Below are 15,041 nucleotides of genomic sequence, written 5' to 3' on the forward strand. Positions count from 1 at the left end.
GTCACGTGGCGCCATGCCTGTCGATGCTAGCCGCTATCGTCATCGCCATGCCTTATGTCACGCGGACCGACGACGTCTTCACGCTCTACCTCGGGGACGAGGGGGCCGAGCTTTCGGAGTCCAACCCCGAGAACCGCTTCACCCCGGACTGGGTCGATGCCGTGCACGCCCGGCTCGACGAGGTCGAGGCGCAGGCCGGCGGCGCGCCGGCGGCGCTGGTGGTGACCGCCACCGGCAAGTTCTTCTCCAACGGACTCGACGTGATGTACATCCTCGCCAACGTCGGCGAGCTGCCCGCGTACCTGGATCGCGTGCACACGGTCTTCAGCCGCCTGCTGACCTTCCCGATGACGACCGTCGCGGCCGTGAACGGCCACGCCTTCGGCGCCGGCGCGATGCTGGCGCTCTCGTGCGACTTCGCGGTCATGCGCGAGGACCGCGGGTTCTTCTGCCTCCCCGAGGTCAGCCTGAAGATGGGCTTCACCCAGGGCATGGCGACCCTGCTGCGCTCGCGGCTGCCCTACCAGACCGCGATCGAGGCGATGACGACCGGACGCCGCTACGGCGGCGGTGATGCCGTGGCCGCGGGCATCGTGCAGGCCGCGACCTCCGAGGCGGAGCTGCTGCCCGCCGCGGTCGCCCGTGCCGCCGCCAACGCGGCCGCGGACGGCCCCACGCTGAACAAGATCAAGAACGACCTGCACGCGCCGCTCATCGCGGACCTCGCCGTCGCCACCACCGAAGTCAAGTTCGGCTGACGGTGACCGGTCGCGTCACCTCCGTCCTGGAGCCGCTCACCGGCACCGTCGACCGCGTGCACGGTGACCTGGTCTCGATCAGCCACCAGGTGCACGCCCGGCCCGAGCTGGCCTTCGAGGAGCGGTTCGCGTCGGCGCTGCTCGCCGACGCCCTCGCGGGGCACGGCTTCGCCGTGGAGCGCGGCATCGCGGGCCTCGAGACCGCCTTCGTCGGGAGGTCCGGCAGCGGGCCGCTGCGGGTCGCCGTCTTCGCCGAGTACGACGCCCTGCCGGGCATCGGGCACGCCTGCGGGCACAACATCATCGCCGCGGCGGGGCTCGGCGCCGGCATCGCGCTCGCCTCCGTCGCCGACGACCTGGGGCTCACCGTCGAGGTGTACGGGACGCCCGCCGAGGAGTCCGGGGGCGGCAAGGTGCTCATGCTCCAGCGCGGCGCGTTCGACGGTGTCGCCTGCGCGGGCATGGTGCATCCCGCGCCGTTCGACGTGGTGCGCACCCGCACCCTGGCGCTCGCGGACCTGCGGATCCGGTTCGCAGGCCGCGAGGCGCACGCCTCCGCTGCCCCGTGGGCCGGCCGCAACGCCGGCGATGCGGCGACCGTCGCGCAGGTCGCGCTCGGCCTGCTCCGGCAGCACCTCGAGCCGGGGCAGCAGCTCCACGGCATCGTCAGCGAGGGCGGCACCGCGCCGAACGTCGTCCCCGCCGCAGCGGAACTGCTCTACTACCTGCGCGCCGACGACGCGGAATCGCTGGAGCGGCTCACCGCCCGGGCCGACGACTGCTTCGCCGCGGGCGCGTTGGCCGCCGGGTGCACGCACACCGTCGGAGAGGTCTCGCCCGCGTACACCGAGCTCCGCAGCGACGAGGCGCTCGCCGCCGCCTACCGCGCGGCGGCCATCGCGATCGGTCGGTCGCCGGTGGCCCCGGAGTACGAGCGGGCAGTGCCGCTGGGGAGTACCGACATGGGCAACGTGAGCCACGCTGTACCGTCGATCCATCCGCTGATCGGCCTGGAGACCGACGGGGCCGTGACCCATCAGCCGGAGTTCACGGCCGCTGCTGCCTCCGAATCCGCCGATCGGGCCGTGCGCGACGGTGCGCTGGCATTGGCCGCCGCGTTCGCGGCGGTCGCAGAGGACGAGGACGAACGTGCGCGGCTGGTGACCCGGGCCGCGCACGGCGGTGGCAGTGATGGAGGCGGACGGTGAGCGGCAGTACTGCGGAGGCACACGTCGACGAGTGGTTGCAGCGCAAGGGCGGTTGGCTGCGCGAGTTCCGTCGCGACCTGCACGCGCACCCCGAGCTCTCCTGGCGTGAGAAGCGGACCACGAACGCGGTCTTCGAGACCCTCACCGCCGCGGGGTTGCACCCGCGGCGACTGTCGACGACGGGCCTGGTGTGCGATCTGGGGCCGGCAGCGGTCCCCGGCGGCCCGGGACTGGTGGCGCTGCGCGCCGACATGGACGCGCTGCCGATCCACGAGGCCACCGGCCTGGATTTCCAGTCGACCAACCCCGGCGTCTCGCACGCGTGCGGGCACGACGCCCACACCACGATCCTGCTCGGCGCCGCGCTCGCGCTCGCCGAGCTCGACGCGGGCCCGGGCCTTCCCGTCGGCGTGCGGCTGATCTTCCAGCCCGCCGAGGAGGTCATGCCCGGCGGTGCGCTGTCCGCGGTGCGCGACGAGGTGATGACCGGCGTCTCCCGGATCTATGCGCTGCACTGCGACCCGCGGATCGAGGTGGGCAGGATCGGTGTCCGGTCCGGCGCGATCACCTCGGCCGCCGACCACATCGAGGTCATCCTGCACTCGCCCGGCGGCCACACCTCGCGGCCGCACCTGACGAGCGATCTGATCTACGGCCTCGGCACCGTCATCACCGGTCTGCCGGGCGTGCTGTCGCGCCGTATCGACCCGCGCTCCGGCACGATCATGGTGTGGGGCGCCGCGAACGCCGGCTCCGCTCCCAACGCGATCCCGCAGATCGGTGCGCTGCACGGCACCGTGCGCACGGGGGAGCACCAGATCTGGGAGTCGCTGGAACCGCTGGTCCGCGAGATCATCGGCGAGCTGCTCGCGCCCCTGCGGATCAAGCACGAGGTCAACTACACCCGCGGCGTGCCGCCGGTGATCAACGACCACCTGGCCGCCACCCGCCTCGCCGCGGCCGCGCGGGCCGTCTCGCCCGACGGGGTCGTCGACACCCCGCAGTCCGGCGGCGGCGAGGACTTCTCCTGGTACCTCGAGGAGTCGCCCGGCGCCATGGCGCGGCTCGGCGTGTGGTCCGGCGAGGGGCGCCAGTACGACCTGCACCAGCCCGATTTCGTGCTCGACGAGCGTGCGCTGGAGATGGGCGTGAAGGTCCTGACGAACGTGGTCTTCGGCTCCGTCGACTGAGCGATCCGGACGCTTGCGACGCCACGGTGATCCGGGTGACGCCGGAGATTCGACGAGTGCTGTCCTCTTGAGCGATCAGGTCCGACCGTCCAGCCCGCCGGAGATGTCGATGGACGTACCGGTCGTGTAGGAGGATCGGTCGGAGAGTAGGAAGACGACGGTATCGGCGACCTCGCCCGGCATGCCCATGCGCTGCAAGGGGATCGACCGCCGACGCGCTTCGTCCAGGCACCAGTCGGCGTAGTCGGCCGTAGCGCCGGACCGCTCATATCTCGCCCTTTGTCGCGCGGTCTCGATGACGCCCACGTTGACCACCACGACGCGGACTCCCTCGGGCGCGGACTCTGCGCTCAGTGTCGCCGCGTAGTTCGCGAGGGCGGCGCGGGCAGCTCCGACCGGAGCCAGTGCGGAACTCGGGTGATGCGCGCTGACTCCGTTGACCAGCACGATCGCGCCCCGGGTGGCGACGAGGTGCGGACGGGAGGCGTTCACGAGCGCCAGTGCCGCTACCACCTTGGTGGTGAACTGCTCGGCCCATACCGCGGGATCCGCGTCGACGCTCGCCGTCACGCCGGTCCCCGCGTTGGCGACGATGCCGTTCAGGCCACCGAACTCGCGGACTGCGGCCTCGACGATCGCCTCGACGTCCTCGAGTCGTCTGGCATCGCCGGCCAGCAGCAGGAGGTGACCGGCGGGGGCTCCCGCGTCGGCGAAGGCCGCGGTGAGGCGATCGAGGTCGCGTGCGAACCCGCAGACCCTCGCGCCCTCACGCAGGAGTCGTCGCGCCGTCGCGAGCCCGATGCCGCTGCTCGCCCCCGACACGATGAAGGCTCGGTCGCGCAGGTCAAGATCCATGTGGCCCTTCCTTTCTCCGGTCCACCAGCGCGTCGCCGAGGGCGGTGCGGCGGTAGAGGACTCGTCGTCCGTAGCGGGAACTCTCGACGATGCCGTTGGCGCCGAGCACTTTCAGGCTCTGGGAGATCGCCGACGGCGAGACCCCCAGTGCCCGGGCCAGATCGACGACGGCGGCGGGTTCGTCGAGCGCCGCGAGCAGGTCCGCCTTGGCGGCGCCGATGAGTCTGCGGAGCGCATCGTCGGCGACCGGAGGCGAGGTCTCCGCGAGCGTCGCCGATCCACGCGCCGGGTAGCCGATGTGCGGCGCGGTTCGCGTCGGATCGTGGGCGGTGGTGATCCGGGTGGTGAAGACGCTCGGCATCAGCGTCAGCCCGAGTCCGGGGGAGCGGATCTCGCCCGCCACCACCGAGCAGGCCATGTCCACGCTCAGCTCCCCGGTGCGGCGCCACTCGACGCGTGGGCTCAGCGATCCGAAGAGCCTCGTCGGCCCGCCGACTGCGAGCTCCCGGCCGCGGAAGACGACGTCCGACTCCAGGATCCGTTGCACCGCCGGCCAGACGGGCGCGACGGCCGCGCGGTGGTAGGCCGCCAGGGCGTCGGCGATGACCGGCGCGGGATTCTCGAGCGCGATCAACCGAGCGAGCTCCAGGGAGGGGGCGTCGCCTTCGGCGAGTTCCGCCAGCTCCGCGCGCACCGTCGCCGTATCCGTGCCACGGACCGCGTCGAGGTGCGCCTCGAACGACGGCCGGACCTCGGCCTGCGCGGTCACCGGAGTGAGGAAGTCGGGGATCTGCTTGCCGGACGGCGAGACGAGCGCATCGATCAGGGCGCGGTCGTACTCGTCGCCTCGCGCATCCGCCGCACGCCGCCAGCCCGCCAGGTGACCGGCGGTGGGGCGGGCGCGGTTCAAGTGGAACAGGCTCAGCGCCGTTTCGTTCAACGGCGACACCACGAATCGGGCATCGGCAAGATCGCCGACGTCGAGCAGGTAGGTCAACATGTAGGCGCCACCTAATTCATTGGAACCGAACCACCGGTTCGTGTGTGCTTCTCGTATGAGCGAGTACAGAGAGCACTGGAACCTGATGGCGGATCCTCCGACTGCTGCAGTCTACGCGCGGCTGGCGGACATCCACGAGCGATCGGCGGGGCGGCGCACCGTCGACCTGCCGCGGCGGGGCCTGCGTCCCGGGCTGGCCCGGGCCCTGCGGCGCCTGGCGTCGGCGATCGAGCCGGCACCGTCGGGCTGCGGGCCGGAGACGGCCTGAACGGACCTACTCCGCGCCGTCCGCGGACGCACCCGGCCCGGGGCCGACGTTGCGGGACTCGCGGGTGCGGATATCGAGGACGTAGTCCTCGGGGGCGCCGGCGATGTAGGCGGCGTCGGCCATCACGCCGAGGTACCGGGCGGAGGGCAGGCCGCCCTCGAAGGCGTCCACGACGTAGAGCCAGGCCAGGGTCGATCCGCCGTCGATGAGGTCGACGCGGGCCTTGAGCTTGACGTGGATGCCCAGCTCGGAACCCTCCCAGCGGTCCAACGACAGCTCGTCGTCGGTGGTCACGTCGTAGAGCACCACGAAGACCTTGGCGTCGGGATCCGAGCGGTCCTCGGAGACGGTCGCGAGGGCGCCCTCCCAGCCGATGTCCTCGCCGGAGAAGGTCAGGCGCCAGCCCCGCAGCCACCCCGTGCCTGCCATCGGAGAGTGCGGGGCGCGCTCGGCCATCTGGTCGGGGTGCATGTTGGAGCCGTAGGCGGCGTAGATCGGCACAGGTGAACTTTACCGCGCCCGTCCGCCCGCGCGGATCTCCCGACGGTGCCCGCGCGTGACGGCGCGTCGGACGATAGCGTTGCACCCATGACGAACATCGTGATCATCGGCGGCGGTCCGGCGGGGTACGAGGCGGCGCTCGTGGCGGTGGCGCACGGGGGCGATGTCACGGTCGTCGAATCGGACGGCATCGGCGGCGCGTGCGTGCTCTACGACTGCGTCCCGTCGAAGACCTTCATCGCCTCGACCGGCATCCGCACCGAGACCCGGCGCGCCGTCGACCTGGGGATCGAGCTGCAGTTCGAGCGTGTCGAGATCGATGTCGAGCGGATCAACACCCGCGTCAAGGAGCTCGCGGCGGCGCAGTCCTCGGACATCCGCGCCCGGCTCGTCGGCGAGGGCGTGCGGATCATTCGCGGCAGCGCCTCGCTCGCGCCGACCAACCCGGGCATGGCGCAGCACATCGTGAACGTCGTCACACCGACCGGCGGCGAACAGACCCTCGAGGCGGATGTGGTGCTCGTCGCGACCGGGGCCTCGCCGCGTGTGATGGAGTCGGCGAAGCCGGACGGGGAGAAGATCCTCACGTGGCGCCAGCTCTACGATCTGGAGGAGCTGCCCACCCATCTCGTGGTCGTGGGCTCCGGCGTCACCGGCGCGGAGTTCGTGCACGCCTACACCGAGCTCGGCATCAAGGTGACGCTGGTGAGCTCGCGCGACCGCGTGCTGCCGAACGAGGACGAGGACGCCGCGCTCGTGCTGGAGGACGCGCTCGTCGACCGCGGTGTGTCACTGGTCAAGCGGGCCTACGCGGACAAGGTCGAGCGCACGGACAGCGGCGTGATCGTGCGGCTCACGGATGGCCGCACCGTCGAGGGCTCGCACTGCCTGATGACGGTCGGCTCGATCCCCAACACCGCGGGCATCGGCCTCGAGGACGTGGGTATCGAGCTCAACAAGGGCGGCTACATCCCCGTCGACCGCGTCTCGCGGACCAAGGTGCCGGGCATCTACGCGGCGGGCGACTGCACGGGCGTGCTGCCGCTCGCCTCGGTCGCCGCGATGCAGGGGCGCGTCGCGATGTACCACGCGCTCGGCGAGGGCGTCTCGCCCGTGAAGCTCAAGACCGTCTCGTCGGCGATCTTCACGCGTCCCGAGATCGCCACCGTCGGTGTCTCGCAGGCCGCGATCGACGACGGCACCTACCAGGCGCGCACCGTCATGCTGCCGCTCGCGACCAACCCGCGCGCCAAGATGTCCGGGCTCAAGCGCGGCTTCGTCAAGATCTTCTGCCGCCCCAACACCGGCCTGGTGATCGGCGGGGTCGTGGTGGCGCCCAACGCATCCGAATTGATCCTGCCGCTCACCGTCGCCCTGCAGAACGGCCTGACCGTGGACGACGTCGCCCAGACCTTCTCCGTCTATCCGTCGCTCTCCGGCTCGGTGACCGAGGCGGCCCGGCAGCTGATGCGCCAGGACGATCTGGCCTAGCACCCCGGCGGTGAGCGATCGGGACGACGTCTTCGAGGGGTTGCGGCCTCGGCTGTTCGGGGTGGCGTACCGCGTTCTCGCGTCCGCGCCCGACGCGGAGGATGTGGTGCAGGACGCGTGGTTGCGCTGGCGCGGTGTGGACGACGGTACCGTCCGGGATCCCGAGGCCTTCCTGGTGGTGACGGTGACCCGCCTCGCGCTCAACCTGGCACAGTCGGCGCGGGCGCGCCGTGAGCAGTACGTCGGGGAGTGGTTCCCGACGCCGATCGACACGGCGTCCGATCCCTTCCTCGGCGCCGAGCGGGCGGAGGCGTTGGAACTCGCCGTCGTGCACGTGCTGCAGCGGCTCTCGCCCGAGGCGCGGGCCGCCTACGTGCTCCGCGAGGCCTTCGAGCACCCGTACCAGCGAATAGCGGAGATCCTGCAGATGCAGGAGCCCGCCGTGCGGAAGCTGGTCAGCCGCGCCCGCGCCCAGGTCGCAGGGGAGCGGCGCACCACGGCCACCCGCGAACGGGTGAGTGCGCTGCTCGACGCCTTCCTCGCCGCGGCGCACGCCGGCGATGTCGCGGGGCTCGAGGCCGTGCTCGTGGCCGACGTGGTGAGCGAGACCGACGGCGGCGGTGCGCGCCGGGCCGGGCGTCGGCCGGTGGTCGGGGACAGCGCGGTGGCGCGCTTCGTCGCCGGCTTCTCCGTGCGCTTCATGTCCGACGCGTCCGCACGGATCGTCGAGGTCAACGGACTGCCGGGCGCGGTCTTCACCCTCGACGGTGCGCCCGTCGCGCTTCTGAGCCCGACGGCCTCCGATGCCGGCCTGACTCGATTGATGTGGGTCATGAACCCCGAGAAGCTGGGCGAATTCGCCTGACTGTCACAGATCGACGCGCCGTCCGGTCCTTGTCGTGGAGGCCCGAGCGGTTCGGGCCGGATCGAGAGGACAGGACATGGCGAAGTTCGTGGTGATCGGCGGCACCGGACTGATCGGGTCGAAGGTGGTGGCGGGACTCTCCGCGGCGGGGCACGAGGCGCGTGCGGGCGCTCCGAGCACGGGCGTGAACGCGGTGACCGGGGACGGACTGGCCGGGGCGCTCGCGGGCGCCGAATGTGTTGTGGACGTCGCGAATTCGCCGTCCTTCGAGGCTGCGGCGGTGCTGGAGTTCTTCACCGCTGCTACCTCGAATCTACTCGCGGCCGCGCAGGCGGCGGGGGTCGCCCGGTACGTCGCGCTGTCGGTGGTGGGAACCGACCGCCTCGCCGAGAGCGGCTACTTCCGCGGCAAGATCGCGCAGGAGGAGCTGATCGAGGGAGGCGGTGTGCCCTTCACGATCGTGCGTGCCACGCAGTTCTTCGAATTCGTGCCGGGGATCGCCGCAGGCTCGGAGGTCGACGGTGTCGTCCGCCTCCCGGGCGCGAGGATCCAGCCCGTCGCGTCCGACGATGTGGCGGCGGCGGTCGTGCGCGCGGCGCTCGGAGCGCCGGTGGGTGGTCGCACGGAGGTCGCTGGGCCGGACGTCTTCGCCCTCGACGACCTGGTCCGGCGGGCGCTCGCCGACGCGGGTGATGCGCGTCCCGTCGTCGCCGATCCGGAGGCGACCTACTTCGGTGCGCACCTGCGGGACGACGCTCTACTGCCGGGACCAGGCGCGGAGATCGCGGCGACGCGGTTCTTCGTCTGATCAGCTCGCTGCTGCGGCCTCGAGGAGCCCCGCGAGACGATCCTCGCGGGACCCGCTCAGTTCGACGATGCGGGCACCGCCGGTGAGGGCCGGGTCGTCGGCGAGATCGAGCAGCGCCGCGTCCGTCGCCTCGCGCAGCTCGGGATCCTCGTCGGCCCCGACGACGATCGGGTCGCAATGATGCAGCGGCAGCAGGACGAGGAGGTCCACCGGGGCCATCGCCTCGGCGGTGATCGCCGCGCCGCGGTCGAGGAGGCCCGGCGACCGCGCCGGGCGGCCGAGGTCGTCCAGCGCCCGCAGGTAGGCCAGGAAGTCGAGCGGTCCTCGTTCGGCGATGACGCGGTCGCCGGGCACTCGCCCCCGCAGCCGGTCGGCAGCGATGATCAGCTGCGCGAAGAAGATTCCGGCATCGAGCTCGAACGCCGGCTCCTCGAGCGCCTCGAACGGATCTGGGAGGACCTCGTAGTCGCGGCGCAGCCGCGCGAGATCGGTGATCAGGGTGCTCTTCCCGCTCGCGTGGGTACCGGAGACGACGATGCGCATGTCGGGAGAGTAGCGCGTGGTCGACCCGCGTCACGGGCCGAGTTCGCACCGTCGAGGGCTCGCACTGCCTGATGACGGTCCGGGTGATGGCGAACGCTGCCGATCGTTCGGGGGCGCTGCCGAAACTCGCCGGCGCGGCCGGTGGTCGGCAGCGTTCGCGGTTAGGGGCAGCGTTCTGTGCGCTGTCTCGGCAATCGGGACGCGCTGACCGGAGGCGACAACAATTTCAAACAATCACGCTCGTGTTGATGTGCGAGTCTGTTAGCTTTCGTGAGAATTCGTTCCGCGAGACCTATGGAGGCGTGATGCTCCTCGCCGACGGTGCGCTCCGACTCAATGTCGGAACGCTCGACTACGTGCTGGTCGCGATCTACTTCGTGTTCGTGCTGGGTATCGGATACCTGGCGCGCCAACAGGTCGCGTCCAGCCTCGACTTCTTCCTCTCGGGCAGACGCCTCCCGGCCTGGGTCACCGGCATCGCCTTCGTCTCCGCGAACCTCGGCGCGGTCGAGATCATGGGCATGTCGGCGAACGGTGCCCAGATCGGGCTGTCGACGATGCACTACTACTGGATCGGCGCGATCCCGGCCATGGTGTTCCTCGGCCTGGTGATGATGCCCTTCTACTACGGCTCGAAGGTGCGCAGCGTCCCCGAGTTCATGCGCCGCCGGTTCGGAACCGGTGCGCACCTGGTGAACTCGCTGAGCTTCGCGTTGGCCCAGGTGCTCATCGCCGGCGTCAATCTGTTCCTGCTCGCCACCGTCGTGAACGCGGTGCTCGGGTGGCCGCAGTGGGTGTCGCTGATCGTGGCGGCCGCGGTGGTGCTCACCTACACCGCGCTGGGCGGCCTGTCGGCGGCGATCTACAACGAGGTCCTGCAGTTCTTCGTGATCCTCGCGGCGCTGGTGCCGCTCACCGTGATCGGCCTGATCAAGGTCGGCGGTTGGAGCGGCCTCAAGGCCAAGGTCATCGACACCGCGAAGCCCGATGGGACGGTGACGGCCACCGTCGAGCAGCAGCTGCACACCTGGCCCGGTCAGGCCTTGAGCGGCTTCTCCTCGCCCGTGTGGTCGGTGGTGGGTATCGTCTTCGGCCTCGGCTTCGTGCTGTCCTTCGGGTACTGGACCACCAACTTCGTCGAGGTGCAGCGCGCAATGGCGTCGAATTCGATGTCGGCGGCCCGCCGTGCCCCGATCATCGGCGCGATCCCGAAGATGTTCATCCCCTTCGTCGTGGTGGTCCCGGGCATGATCTGCGCCGCGATGGTGGGCGACATGATCCACCTCAAGACCACGGGCGCCGCGGACGGGGTCACCTACAACGACGCCATCCTGCTGATGATGCGCGACGTGCTGCCCAACGGACTCCTCGGTGTCGCGGTGGCGGGCCTCATCGCATCGTTCATGGCGGGTATGGCGGCGAACGTCTCGGCCTTCAACACGGTCTTCAGTTACGACCTGTGGCAGCAGTACGTGGTCAAGGACCGCGAGGACGGTTACTACATCCGCGTGGGGCGCATCGCGACCGTCGCGGCGGTCGTCATGGCGATCGGTACGGCCACCATCGCCGCCGGCTACTCGAACCTCATGGACTATCTCCAGACACTGTTCGGGTTCTTCAACGCGCCGCTGTTCGCCACCTTCCTGCTCGGCATGTTCTGGAAACGGATGACACCCACGGCCGGCTGGGTCGGCCTCGTCGCCGGAACCCTCTCCGCCGTCACGGTGTTCGTCCTGCAGGAGGTGGGGGTGATCGACCTACCCGGCCAGGGCATGCCGTTCATCGCGGCGTCCGCCGCGTTCCTGGTCGACATCGTGGTCTCCGTGCTCGTCTCCGCGGTCACGACTCCCAAACCCGAGGCGGAGCTCGCGGGCTTCGTCTACTCGACCACCGACCGCAGCACCCTGCGGGGGGATGAGGACGCGGCAGCGGCCTGGTACGCCCGCCCCGTGCCCCTCGGTGTGACGGTGCTGTGCCTCACTGCCGTACTCGGCCTGATCTTCCACTGACGAGGAGCTGACAACCATGACGAACGACGACACCGGTTCCGCCCCCGCGGAGAACAACGGGCGCTCGATTCTGGCCCTCCTCTTCGACATCCGCGCCATCATCGCCACCCTGCTGGGCATCTACGGCGTGCTCCTGCTCGTCGCCGGTCTCGCGCCGGGCTTCGCGGAGGCGGGTGCCCGGGAGTTTCAGCACACCCCGGATCGCGCCGACCTGTCCGCGGGCAGCGCGAGCAACCTGTGGGTCGGAGGCGCCCTCGTGCTGGTGTCCGCGGCCTTCGCTGCCTGGGCACTGATAGGTTCGCGGCGTGCTGGCAGCTGAGAGACGCAGGGTGATCCTCGAGGCGGCGGTGGCCAACGGCGCCGTGCGCGTCATGGACCTCGCCGTGGAGCTGGGTGTCTCGGAGATGACGATCCGTCGTGACCTGGACCGGCTCGAGGAGGCTGGCGAGCTCACGAAGGTGCACGGCGGGGCGGTGCGTTCCGGCGGCTCCGTCGGTCGGGGCGTCGAGCCCCGCTCCGCGCTCAAGGCCGTGCGTGCCACGACGGAGAAGCGGGCGATCGCCGCGGCCGCGGTCGAGGTGGTGGGGGACGGCATGACCGTTGCGATCGGCGCGGGCACGACCACCTTGGAGCTGGCACGCCTGCTGCGAGGCCGCACCGTGTCCGTGGTGACCAATTCGATCTCGATCTTCCACGTGCTCACCGACCCCGACCACGACGACGCCGACGGCGACCCGACGGTGGCCGCGGCCGTGCAGCTCACCGGCGGACAGCGGACGCCCTCGGACGCACTGGTCGGGCCGGTCGCGAACGCGATGCTCGAGCGGGTCCGGTGCGACCTCGCCTTTCTGGGCTGCCACGGCATCGACCCGGTCGCCGGCTTCACCTCGCCCAACATCGGTGAGGCCGAGACGAACCGCCGGCTGATCGGCAGTGCGCGCTCGACGGTGCTGCTCGCCGACCACAGCAAGTTCGGCGAGATCGGAGCGCACCTGTTCGCGCGCTTCGCCGATGTCGACGGTCTCATCGTGGACGGTGGTGTCGGGCGGGCCGCCCGCGATCTCCTCGCCGCCGCCGTCCCGCTGACCGTCGCTCCGGGGAGCGCGGCATGACGCGGAACATACCGGCGCCGTTCGCCTCCCGCCTCGCCGACGGCCGCGAGATCCTGTTCTTCTCCTCCGACGGTGCGCCACTCGTCGGCGTGGATCGTCGGGACCTGCCGCCCCGGCCGACGGTCCCCACCACCACCGTCCGGCGCGACCCGACGACGGGCGACAGCGTGATCGTCGCGCCCGCCCGGCAGGAGCGGACCTACAAGCCGCCGCGCACCATGTGCCCGCTCGATCCCGATCCCGCGGGACGCTCGAGCGAGATCCCCGCCGAGGACTACGAGGTGGTGGTCTTCGAGAACCGTTTCCCCTCGCTCTCCACGCCCGATGGATGGGAGGTGGCCGCGCCTGCGCAGCCGGATCCGTTGCGCGTGCAGTGGTCCGGGCTGGGCCGGTGCGAGGTGGTCTGCTTCACCAGCGACCACGACGGCTCGTTCGCCGGCCTCACGCAGCGCAGGGCCCGGCTGGTGATCGACGCGTGGACGCACCGCACCGCGGAACTGTTCGCGCGCAGCGACATCGAGGAGGTCTACTGCTTCGAGAACCGCGGCGAGGAGATCGGCGTCACGCTCACGCACCCGCACGGGCAGATCTACGGCTACCCGTTCCGGACCCGTCGCACGGCGTCGCTGCTGCGGACCGCCGCGCAGTACCGGAACGAACACGGCCGGGACCTGTTCGAGGCGGTCCTCGCGTCCGAGATCGCCGACGGTGACCGGATCCTCGTGCGGACGGAGCTCACCACCGCATTCGTGCCCTACGCGGCCAAGTGGCCCGTCGAGGTGCACGTCTATCCGAATCGGCACGTGCACAACCTGACCGAGCTCACCGATGCCGAAGCGGACGATCTGGCCGCGGTGTACCTGACGCTGCTGCGCGCCTTCGACGCGCTGTACGAGGCGCCGCTGCCGTACATCGCCTCGTGGCATCAGTACCGGACCGGCGAGCCCGAGGGGTATCTGCACGCCGAGCTGTTCTCGATCCGCCGCAGCGCGGACAAGCTCAAGTACCTCGCGGGGTCCGAATCGGGACGAGACGCCTTCGTGACCGACAAGACGCCCGAGGCGATCGCCGACGAGCTGCGCGCGGTGATCGGATGACGGTGCGCGCCTACGCCCCTGGGCGAGTGAACCTCATCGGCGAGCACACGGACTACAACGACGGTTTCGCGCTGCCGATAGCTCTGGGGGTCGGTACCGTCGCCGAGTTCGACCGCGCGACCGCGGGTGCCGTGATCGAGGTCTCCTCCGCGCAGGAGCGCGGGACGGTACTGATCCCGCTCGACACGACACCCGGCGGCGTCGGGGGCTGGGCCGCGTACGTGGCGGGCTGCGTGTGGGCGCTCCGCGACCACGGGATCGAGGTCCCGCCCGGGAAGCTGCGACTGAGCTCGAACGTGCCGGTGGGAGCGGGGCTCTCGTCGTCGGCCGCGCTCGAGTGCGCGGTGTTGCTGGCGCTGGCGCCGTCGTCCGATCTGGACCGGACCGAACTGGCGCGGATCGCCCAGCGGGCGGAGAACACGTACGTGGGCGCCCCCACCGGGCTACTGGACCAGATGGCGAGCCTGTACGGCGACGTGGATACCGCTCTACTCCTCGACTTCCGGAGTCTTTCGGTCGATCCGGTGTCGATGCATCTGGGCGGCGACGTCCTGCTCGCGATCGACTCCCGGACGCCGCATCAGCACGCCGCGGGGGAGTACCGCCGCCGGCGCGAGGCCTGCGAGGCCGCCGCGGCGCAGCTCGGCGTGGCATCCCTCCGCGATGCGCCCGACGATGCCTGGGAGCACCTGGCGGACGACGAGATCCGGCGGCGGGCGCGGCACGTACTCACCGAGAACCGCCGCGTCCTGGATGCCGCAGCGGCTCTGCGCGCGGCAGATCATGCGGCCCTCGGGGCGTTGATGAACGCCTCGCAGGATTCGATGCGCGACGACTTCGAGATCACCGTTCCCGCCATCGATCTCATCGCTGCGACCGCGGTCGAGCTCGGCGCCCACGGTGCTCGGATGACGGGCGGGGGCTTCGGCGGCACCGTCATCGCCCTCGCCCCGGAGGATGCTGCGCAGCGGATCGCGGACGTCCTGCCGGGCCGGGTGTCCGCCGCAGGGCACCCGGCTCCGACGGTGGCCGCGGTGCGGCCCGGCCGCGGCGCGCACATCCTCCCGGAGGTGTGAGCGCTCGAGGCCGCCGCCTGACGGCTCGACTCAGCCGAAGAAGGTTGCGGCGTCGTCGTAGCGTTCCCGGGGGACGCGTTTGAGTTGTTTGACGGCTTCGGCGAGGGGGACCAGGCCGATGGAGGTGCCGCGTAGGGAGACCATCTGCCCGGTCTTGCCGGCGTGGGCGGCGTCGGCGGCGTTGACGCCGTAGCGGGTGGCCAGGACCCGGTCGGCGGGGGTGGGGGTGCCGCCGCGTTGGACGTGGCCGAGGACGGTGG

General features: G+C 71.0%; 17 protein-coding genes. 12 read left to right on the forward strand and 5 right to left on the reverse strand.

Features of this window, described 5'->3' with window-relative positions; translation table 11 throughout:
- The first annotated feature begins 47 nt into the window (after positions 1–47).
- Genes HF999_RS17660 through HF999_RS17670 form a run of 3 tightly spaced genes read left to right on the forward strand, consistent with a single transcriptional unit; the run spans position 48 to position 3,156 of the window.
- Positions 48–758: an enoyl-CoA hydratase/isomerase family protein gene (locus HF999_RS17660; protein ID WP_168547156.1), complete on the forward strand. Its 711-nt coding sequence runs from the start codon at positions 48–50 to the stop codon at positions 756–758.
- A complete protein-coding gene (locus HF999_RS17665; protein ID WP_376766502.1) occupies positions 755–1,966 on the forward strand; it encodes an amidohydrolase in 1,212 nt (403 codons plus the stop codon). Before HF999_RS17660 ends, HF999_RS17665 begins: the two co-directional genes overlap by 4 nt.
- Positions 1,963–3,156 (forward strand): amidohydrolase, encoded by a 1,194-nt coding sequence (locus HF999_RS17670; RefSeq protein ID WP_376766501.1) that lies wholly within the window; start codon positions 1,963–1,965, stop codon positions 3,154–3,156. The genes HF999_RS17665 and HF999_RS17670 overlap by 4 nt, the downstream gene beginning before the upstream one ends.
- 75 nt (positions 3,157–3,231) lie before the next feature.
- On the opposite strand, the gene HF999_RS17675 is transcribed toward HF999_RS17670, so the two are convergent.
- Positions 3,232–4,011, reverse strand: a complete 780-nt coding sequence (locus tag HF999_RS17675; protein WP_168547157.1) for an SDR family oxidoreductase — start codon at positions 4,009–4,011, stop codon at positions 3,232–3,234.
- The gene (locus tag HF999_RS17680) at positions 4,001–5,011 is read right to left on the reverse strand and encodes a helix-turn-helix domain-containing protein (protein WP_168547158.1); all 1,011 of its coding nucleotides are present in this window, start codon (positions 5,009–5,011) and stop codon (positions 4,001–4,003) included. The genes HF999_RS17675 and HF999_RS17680 overlap by 11 nt, the downstream gene beginning before the upstream one ends.
- Before the next feature lie 55 nt (positions 5,012–5,066).
- Here HF999_RS17680 and HF999_RS17685 point away from each other — a divergent pair, with 55 nt between their 5' ends.
- Positions 5,067–5,279 carry a hypothetical protein gene (locus HF999_RS17685; protein ID WP_168547159.1) on the forward strand — a complete coding sequence of 71 codons (213 nt, stop codon included), beginning with the start codon at positions 5,067–5,069 and terminating at the stop codon, positions 5,277–5,279.
- A 6-nt stretch (positions 5,280–5,285) separates the two neighbouring features.
- Here HF999_RS17685 and HF999_RS17690 read toward each other — a convergent pair whose 3' ends face one another.
- Positions 5,286–5,780, reverse strand: coding sequence for a gamma-glutamylcyclotransferase family protein (locus HF999_RS17690; protein ID WP_168547160.1), 495 nt, complete (start codon positions 5,778–5,780; stop codon positions 5,286–5,288).
- Positions 5,781–5,867: 87 nt separating this feature from the next.
- On the opposite strand from HF999_RS17690, the gene HF999_RS17695 reads away from it, so the two are divergent.
- The 3 genes from HF999_RS17695 to HF999_RS17705 all read left to right on the forward strand — a co-directional run bounded on the left by HF999_RS17695 (position 5,868) and on the right by HF999_RS17705 (position 8,944).
- Positions 5,868–7,271, forward strand: a complete 1,404-nt coding sequence (locus HF999_RS17695) for an NAD(P)H-quinone dehydrogenase (RefSeq protein ID WP_168547161.1) — start codon at positions 5,868–5,870, stop codon at positions 7,269–7,271.
- 10 nt (positions 7,272–7,281) lie between these two features.
- On the forward strand, positions 7,282–8,136 hold the full coding sequence (locus HF999_RS17700) for a sigma-70 family RNA polymerase sigma factor (RefSeq protein ID WP_168547162.1): 855 nt from the start codon (positions 7,282–7,284) through the stop codon (positions 8,134–8,136).
- Positions 8,137–8,212: 76 nt separating this feature from the next.
- The gene (locus HF999_RS17705; RefSeq protein ID WP_168547163.1) at positions 8,213–8,944 is read left to right on the forward strand and encodes an SDR family oxidoreductase; all 732 of its coding nucleotides are present in this window, start codon (positions 8,213–8,215) and stop codon (positions 8,942–8,944) included.
- On the opposite strand, the gene HF999_RS17710 is transcribed toward HF999_RS17705, so the two are convergent.
- On the reverse strand, positions 8,945–9,487 hold the full coding sequence (locus HF999_RS17710; protein ID WP_168547164.1) for an AAA family ATPase: 543 nt from the start codon (positions 9,485–9,487) through the stop codon (positions 8,945–8,947). It abuts the gene before it with no gap.
- Positions 9,488–9,792: 305 nt separating this feature from the next.
- On the opposite strand from HF999_RS17710, the gene HF999_RS17715 reads away from it, so the two are divergent.
- From HF999_RS17715 to galK, 5 genes are read left to right on the forward strand one after another with little or no spacing between them, the layout of a single operon-like run.
- Positions 9,793–11,496, forward strand: a complete 1,704-nt coding sequence (locus HF999_RS17715) for a sodium:solute symporter family protein (RefSeq protein WP_168547177.1) — start codon at positions 9,793–9,795, stop codon at positions 11,494–11,496.
- A 16-nt stretch (positions 11,497–11,512) separates the two neighbouring features.
- Positions 11,513–11,815, forward strand: coding sequence for a hypothetical protein (locus HF999_RS17720; RefSeq protein ID WP_168547165.1), 303 nt, complete (start codon positions 11,513–11,515; stop codon positions 11,813–11,815).
- Complete coding sequence (locus HF999_RS17725) at positions 11,802–12,608, forward strand: DeoR/GlpR family DNA-binding transcription regulator (protein ID WP_168547166.1); 807 nt, start codon at positions 11,802–11,804, stop codon at positions 12,606–12,608. Before HF999_RS17720 ends, HF999_RS17725 begins: the two co-directional genes overlap by 14 nt.
- The gene (galT, locus tag HF999_RS17730) at positions 12,605–13,705 is read left to right on the forward strand and encodes a galactose-1-phosphate uridylyltransferase (RefSeq protein ID WP_168547167.1); all 1,101 of its coding nucleotides are present in this window, start codon (positions 12,605–12,607) and stop codon (positions 13,703–13,705) included. The genes HF999_RS17725 and galT overlap by 4 nt, the downstream gene beginning before the upstream one ends.
- Positions 13,702–14,781 carry a galactokinase gene (gene galK, locus HF999_RS17735; RefSeq protein WP_168547168.1) on the forward strand — a complete coding sequence of 360 codons (1,080 nt, stop codon included), beginning with the start codon at positions 13,702–13,704 and terminating at the stop codon, positions 14,779–14,781. Before galT ends, galK begins: the two co-directional genes overlap by 4 nt.
- 30 nt (positions 14,782–14,811) lie before the next feature.
- On the opposite strand, the gene HF999_RS17740 is transcribed toward galK, so the two are convergent.
- Positions 14,812–15,041: 6-phosphofructokinase (locus HF999_RS17740; RefSeq protein WP_210733917.1), on the reverse strand; the 230-nt coding region annotated here is incomplete at its 5' end.

Source organism: Tsukamurella spumae (assembly GCF_012396015.1).
Lineage (GTDB): Bacteria > Actinomycetota > Actinomycetes > Mycobacteriales > Mycobacteriaceae > Tsukamurella > Tsukamurella spumae.

What these genes read in the sequence shown, in the direction of transcription:
- HF999_RS17715 (WP_168547177.1), top strand. Translation starts at nt 9,793, where the DNA reads ATGCTCCTCGCCGACGGTGCGCTCCGACTCAATGTCGGAACGCTCGAC.
- HF999_RS17695 (WP_168547161.1), top strand. Translation starts at nt 5,868, where the DNA reads ATGACGAACATCGTGATCATCGGCGGCGGTCCGGCGGGGTACGAGGCG.
- HF999_RS17680 (WP_168547158.1), bottom strand. Translation starts at nt 5,011, where the DNA reads ATGTTGACCTACCTGCTCGACGTCGGCGATCTTGCCGATGCCCGATTC.
- HF999_RS17660 (WP_168547156.1), top strand. Translation starts at nt 48, where the DNA reads ATGCCTTATGTCACGCGGACCGACGACGTCTTCACGCTCTACCTCGGG.
- galK (WP_168547168.1), top strand. Translation starts at nt 13,702, where the DNA reads ATGACGGTGCGCGCCTACGCCCCTGGGCGAGTGAACCTCATCGGCGAG.
- galT (WP_168547167.1), top strand. Translation starts at nt 12,605, where the DNA reads ATGACGCGGAACATACCGGCGCCGTTCGCCTCCCGCCTCGCCGACGGC.
- HF999_RS17675 (WP_168547157.1), bottom strand. Translation starts at nt 4,011, where the DNA reads ATGGATCTTGACCTGCGCGACCGAGCCTTCATCGTGTCGGGGGCGAGC.
- HF999_RS17685 (WP_168547159.1), top strand. Translation starts at nt 5,067, where the DNA reads ATGAGCGAGTACAGAGAGCACTGGAACCTGATGGCGGATCCTCCGACT.
- HF999_RS17720 (WP_168547165.1), top strand. Translation starts at nt 11,513, where the DNA reads ATGACGAACGACGACACCGGTTCCGCCCCCGCGGAGAACAACGGGCGC.
- HF999_RS17710 (WP_168547164.1), bottom strand. Translation starts at nt 9,487, where the DNA reads ATGCGCATCGTCGTCTCCGGTACCCACGCGAGCGGGAAGAGCACCCTG.
- HF999_RS17705 (WP_168547163.1), top strand. Translation starts at nt 8,213, where the DNA reads ATGGCGAAGTTCGTGGTGATCGGCGGCACCGGACTGATCGGGTCGAAG.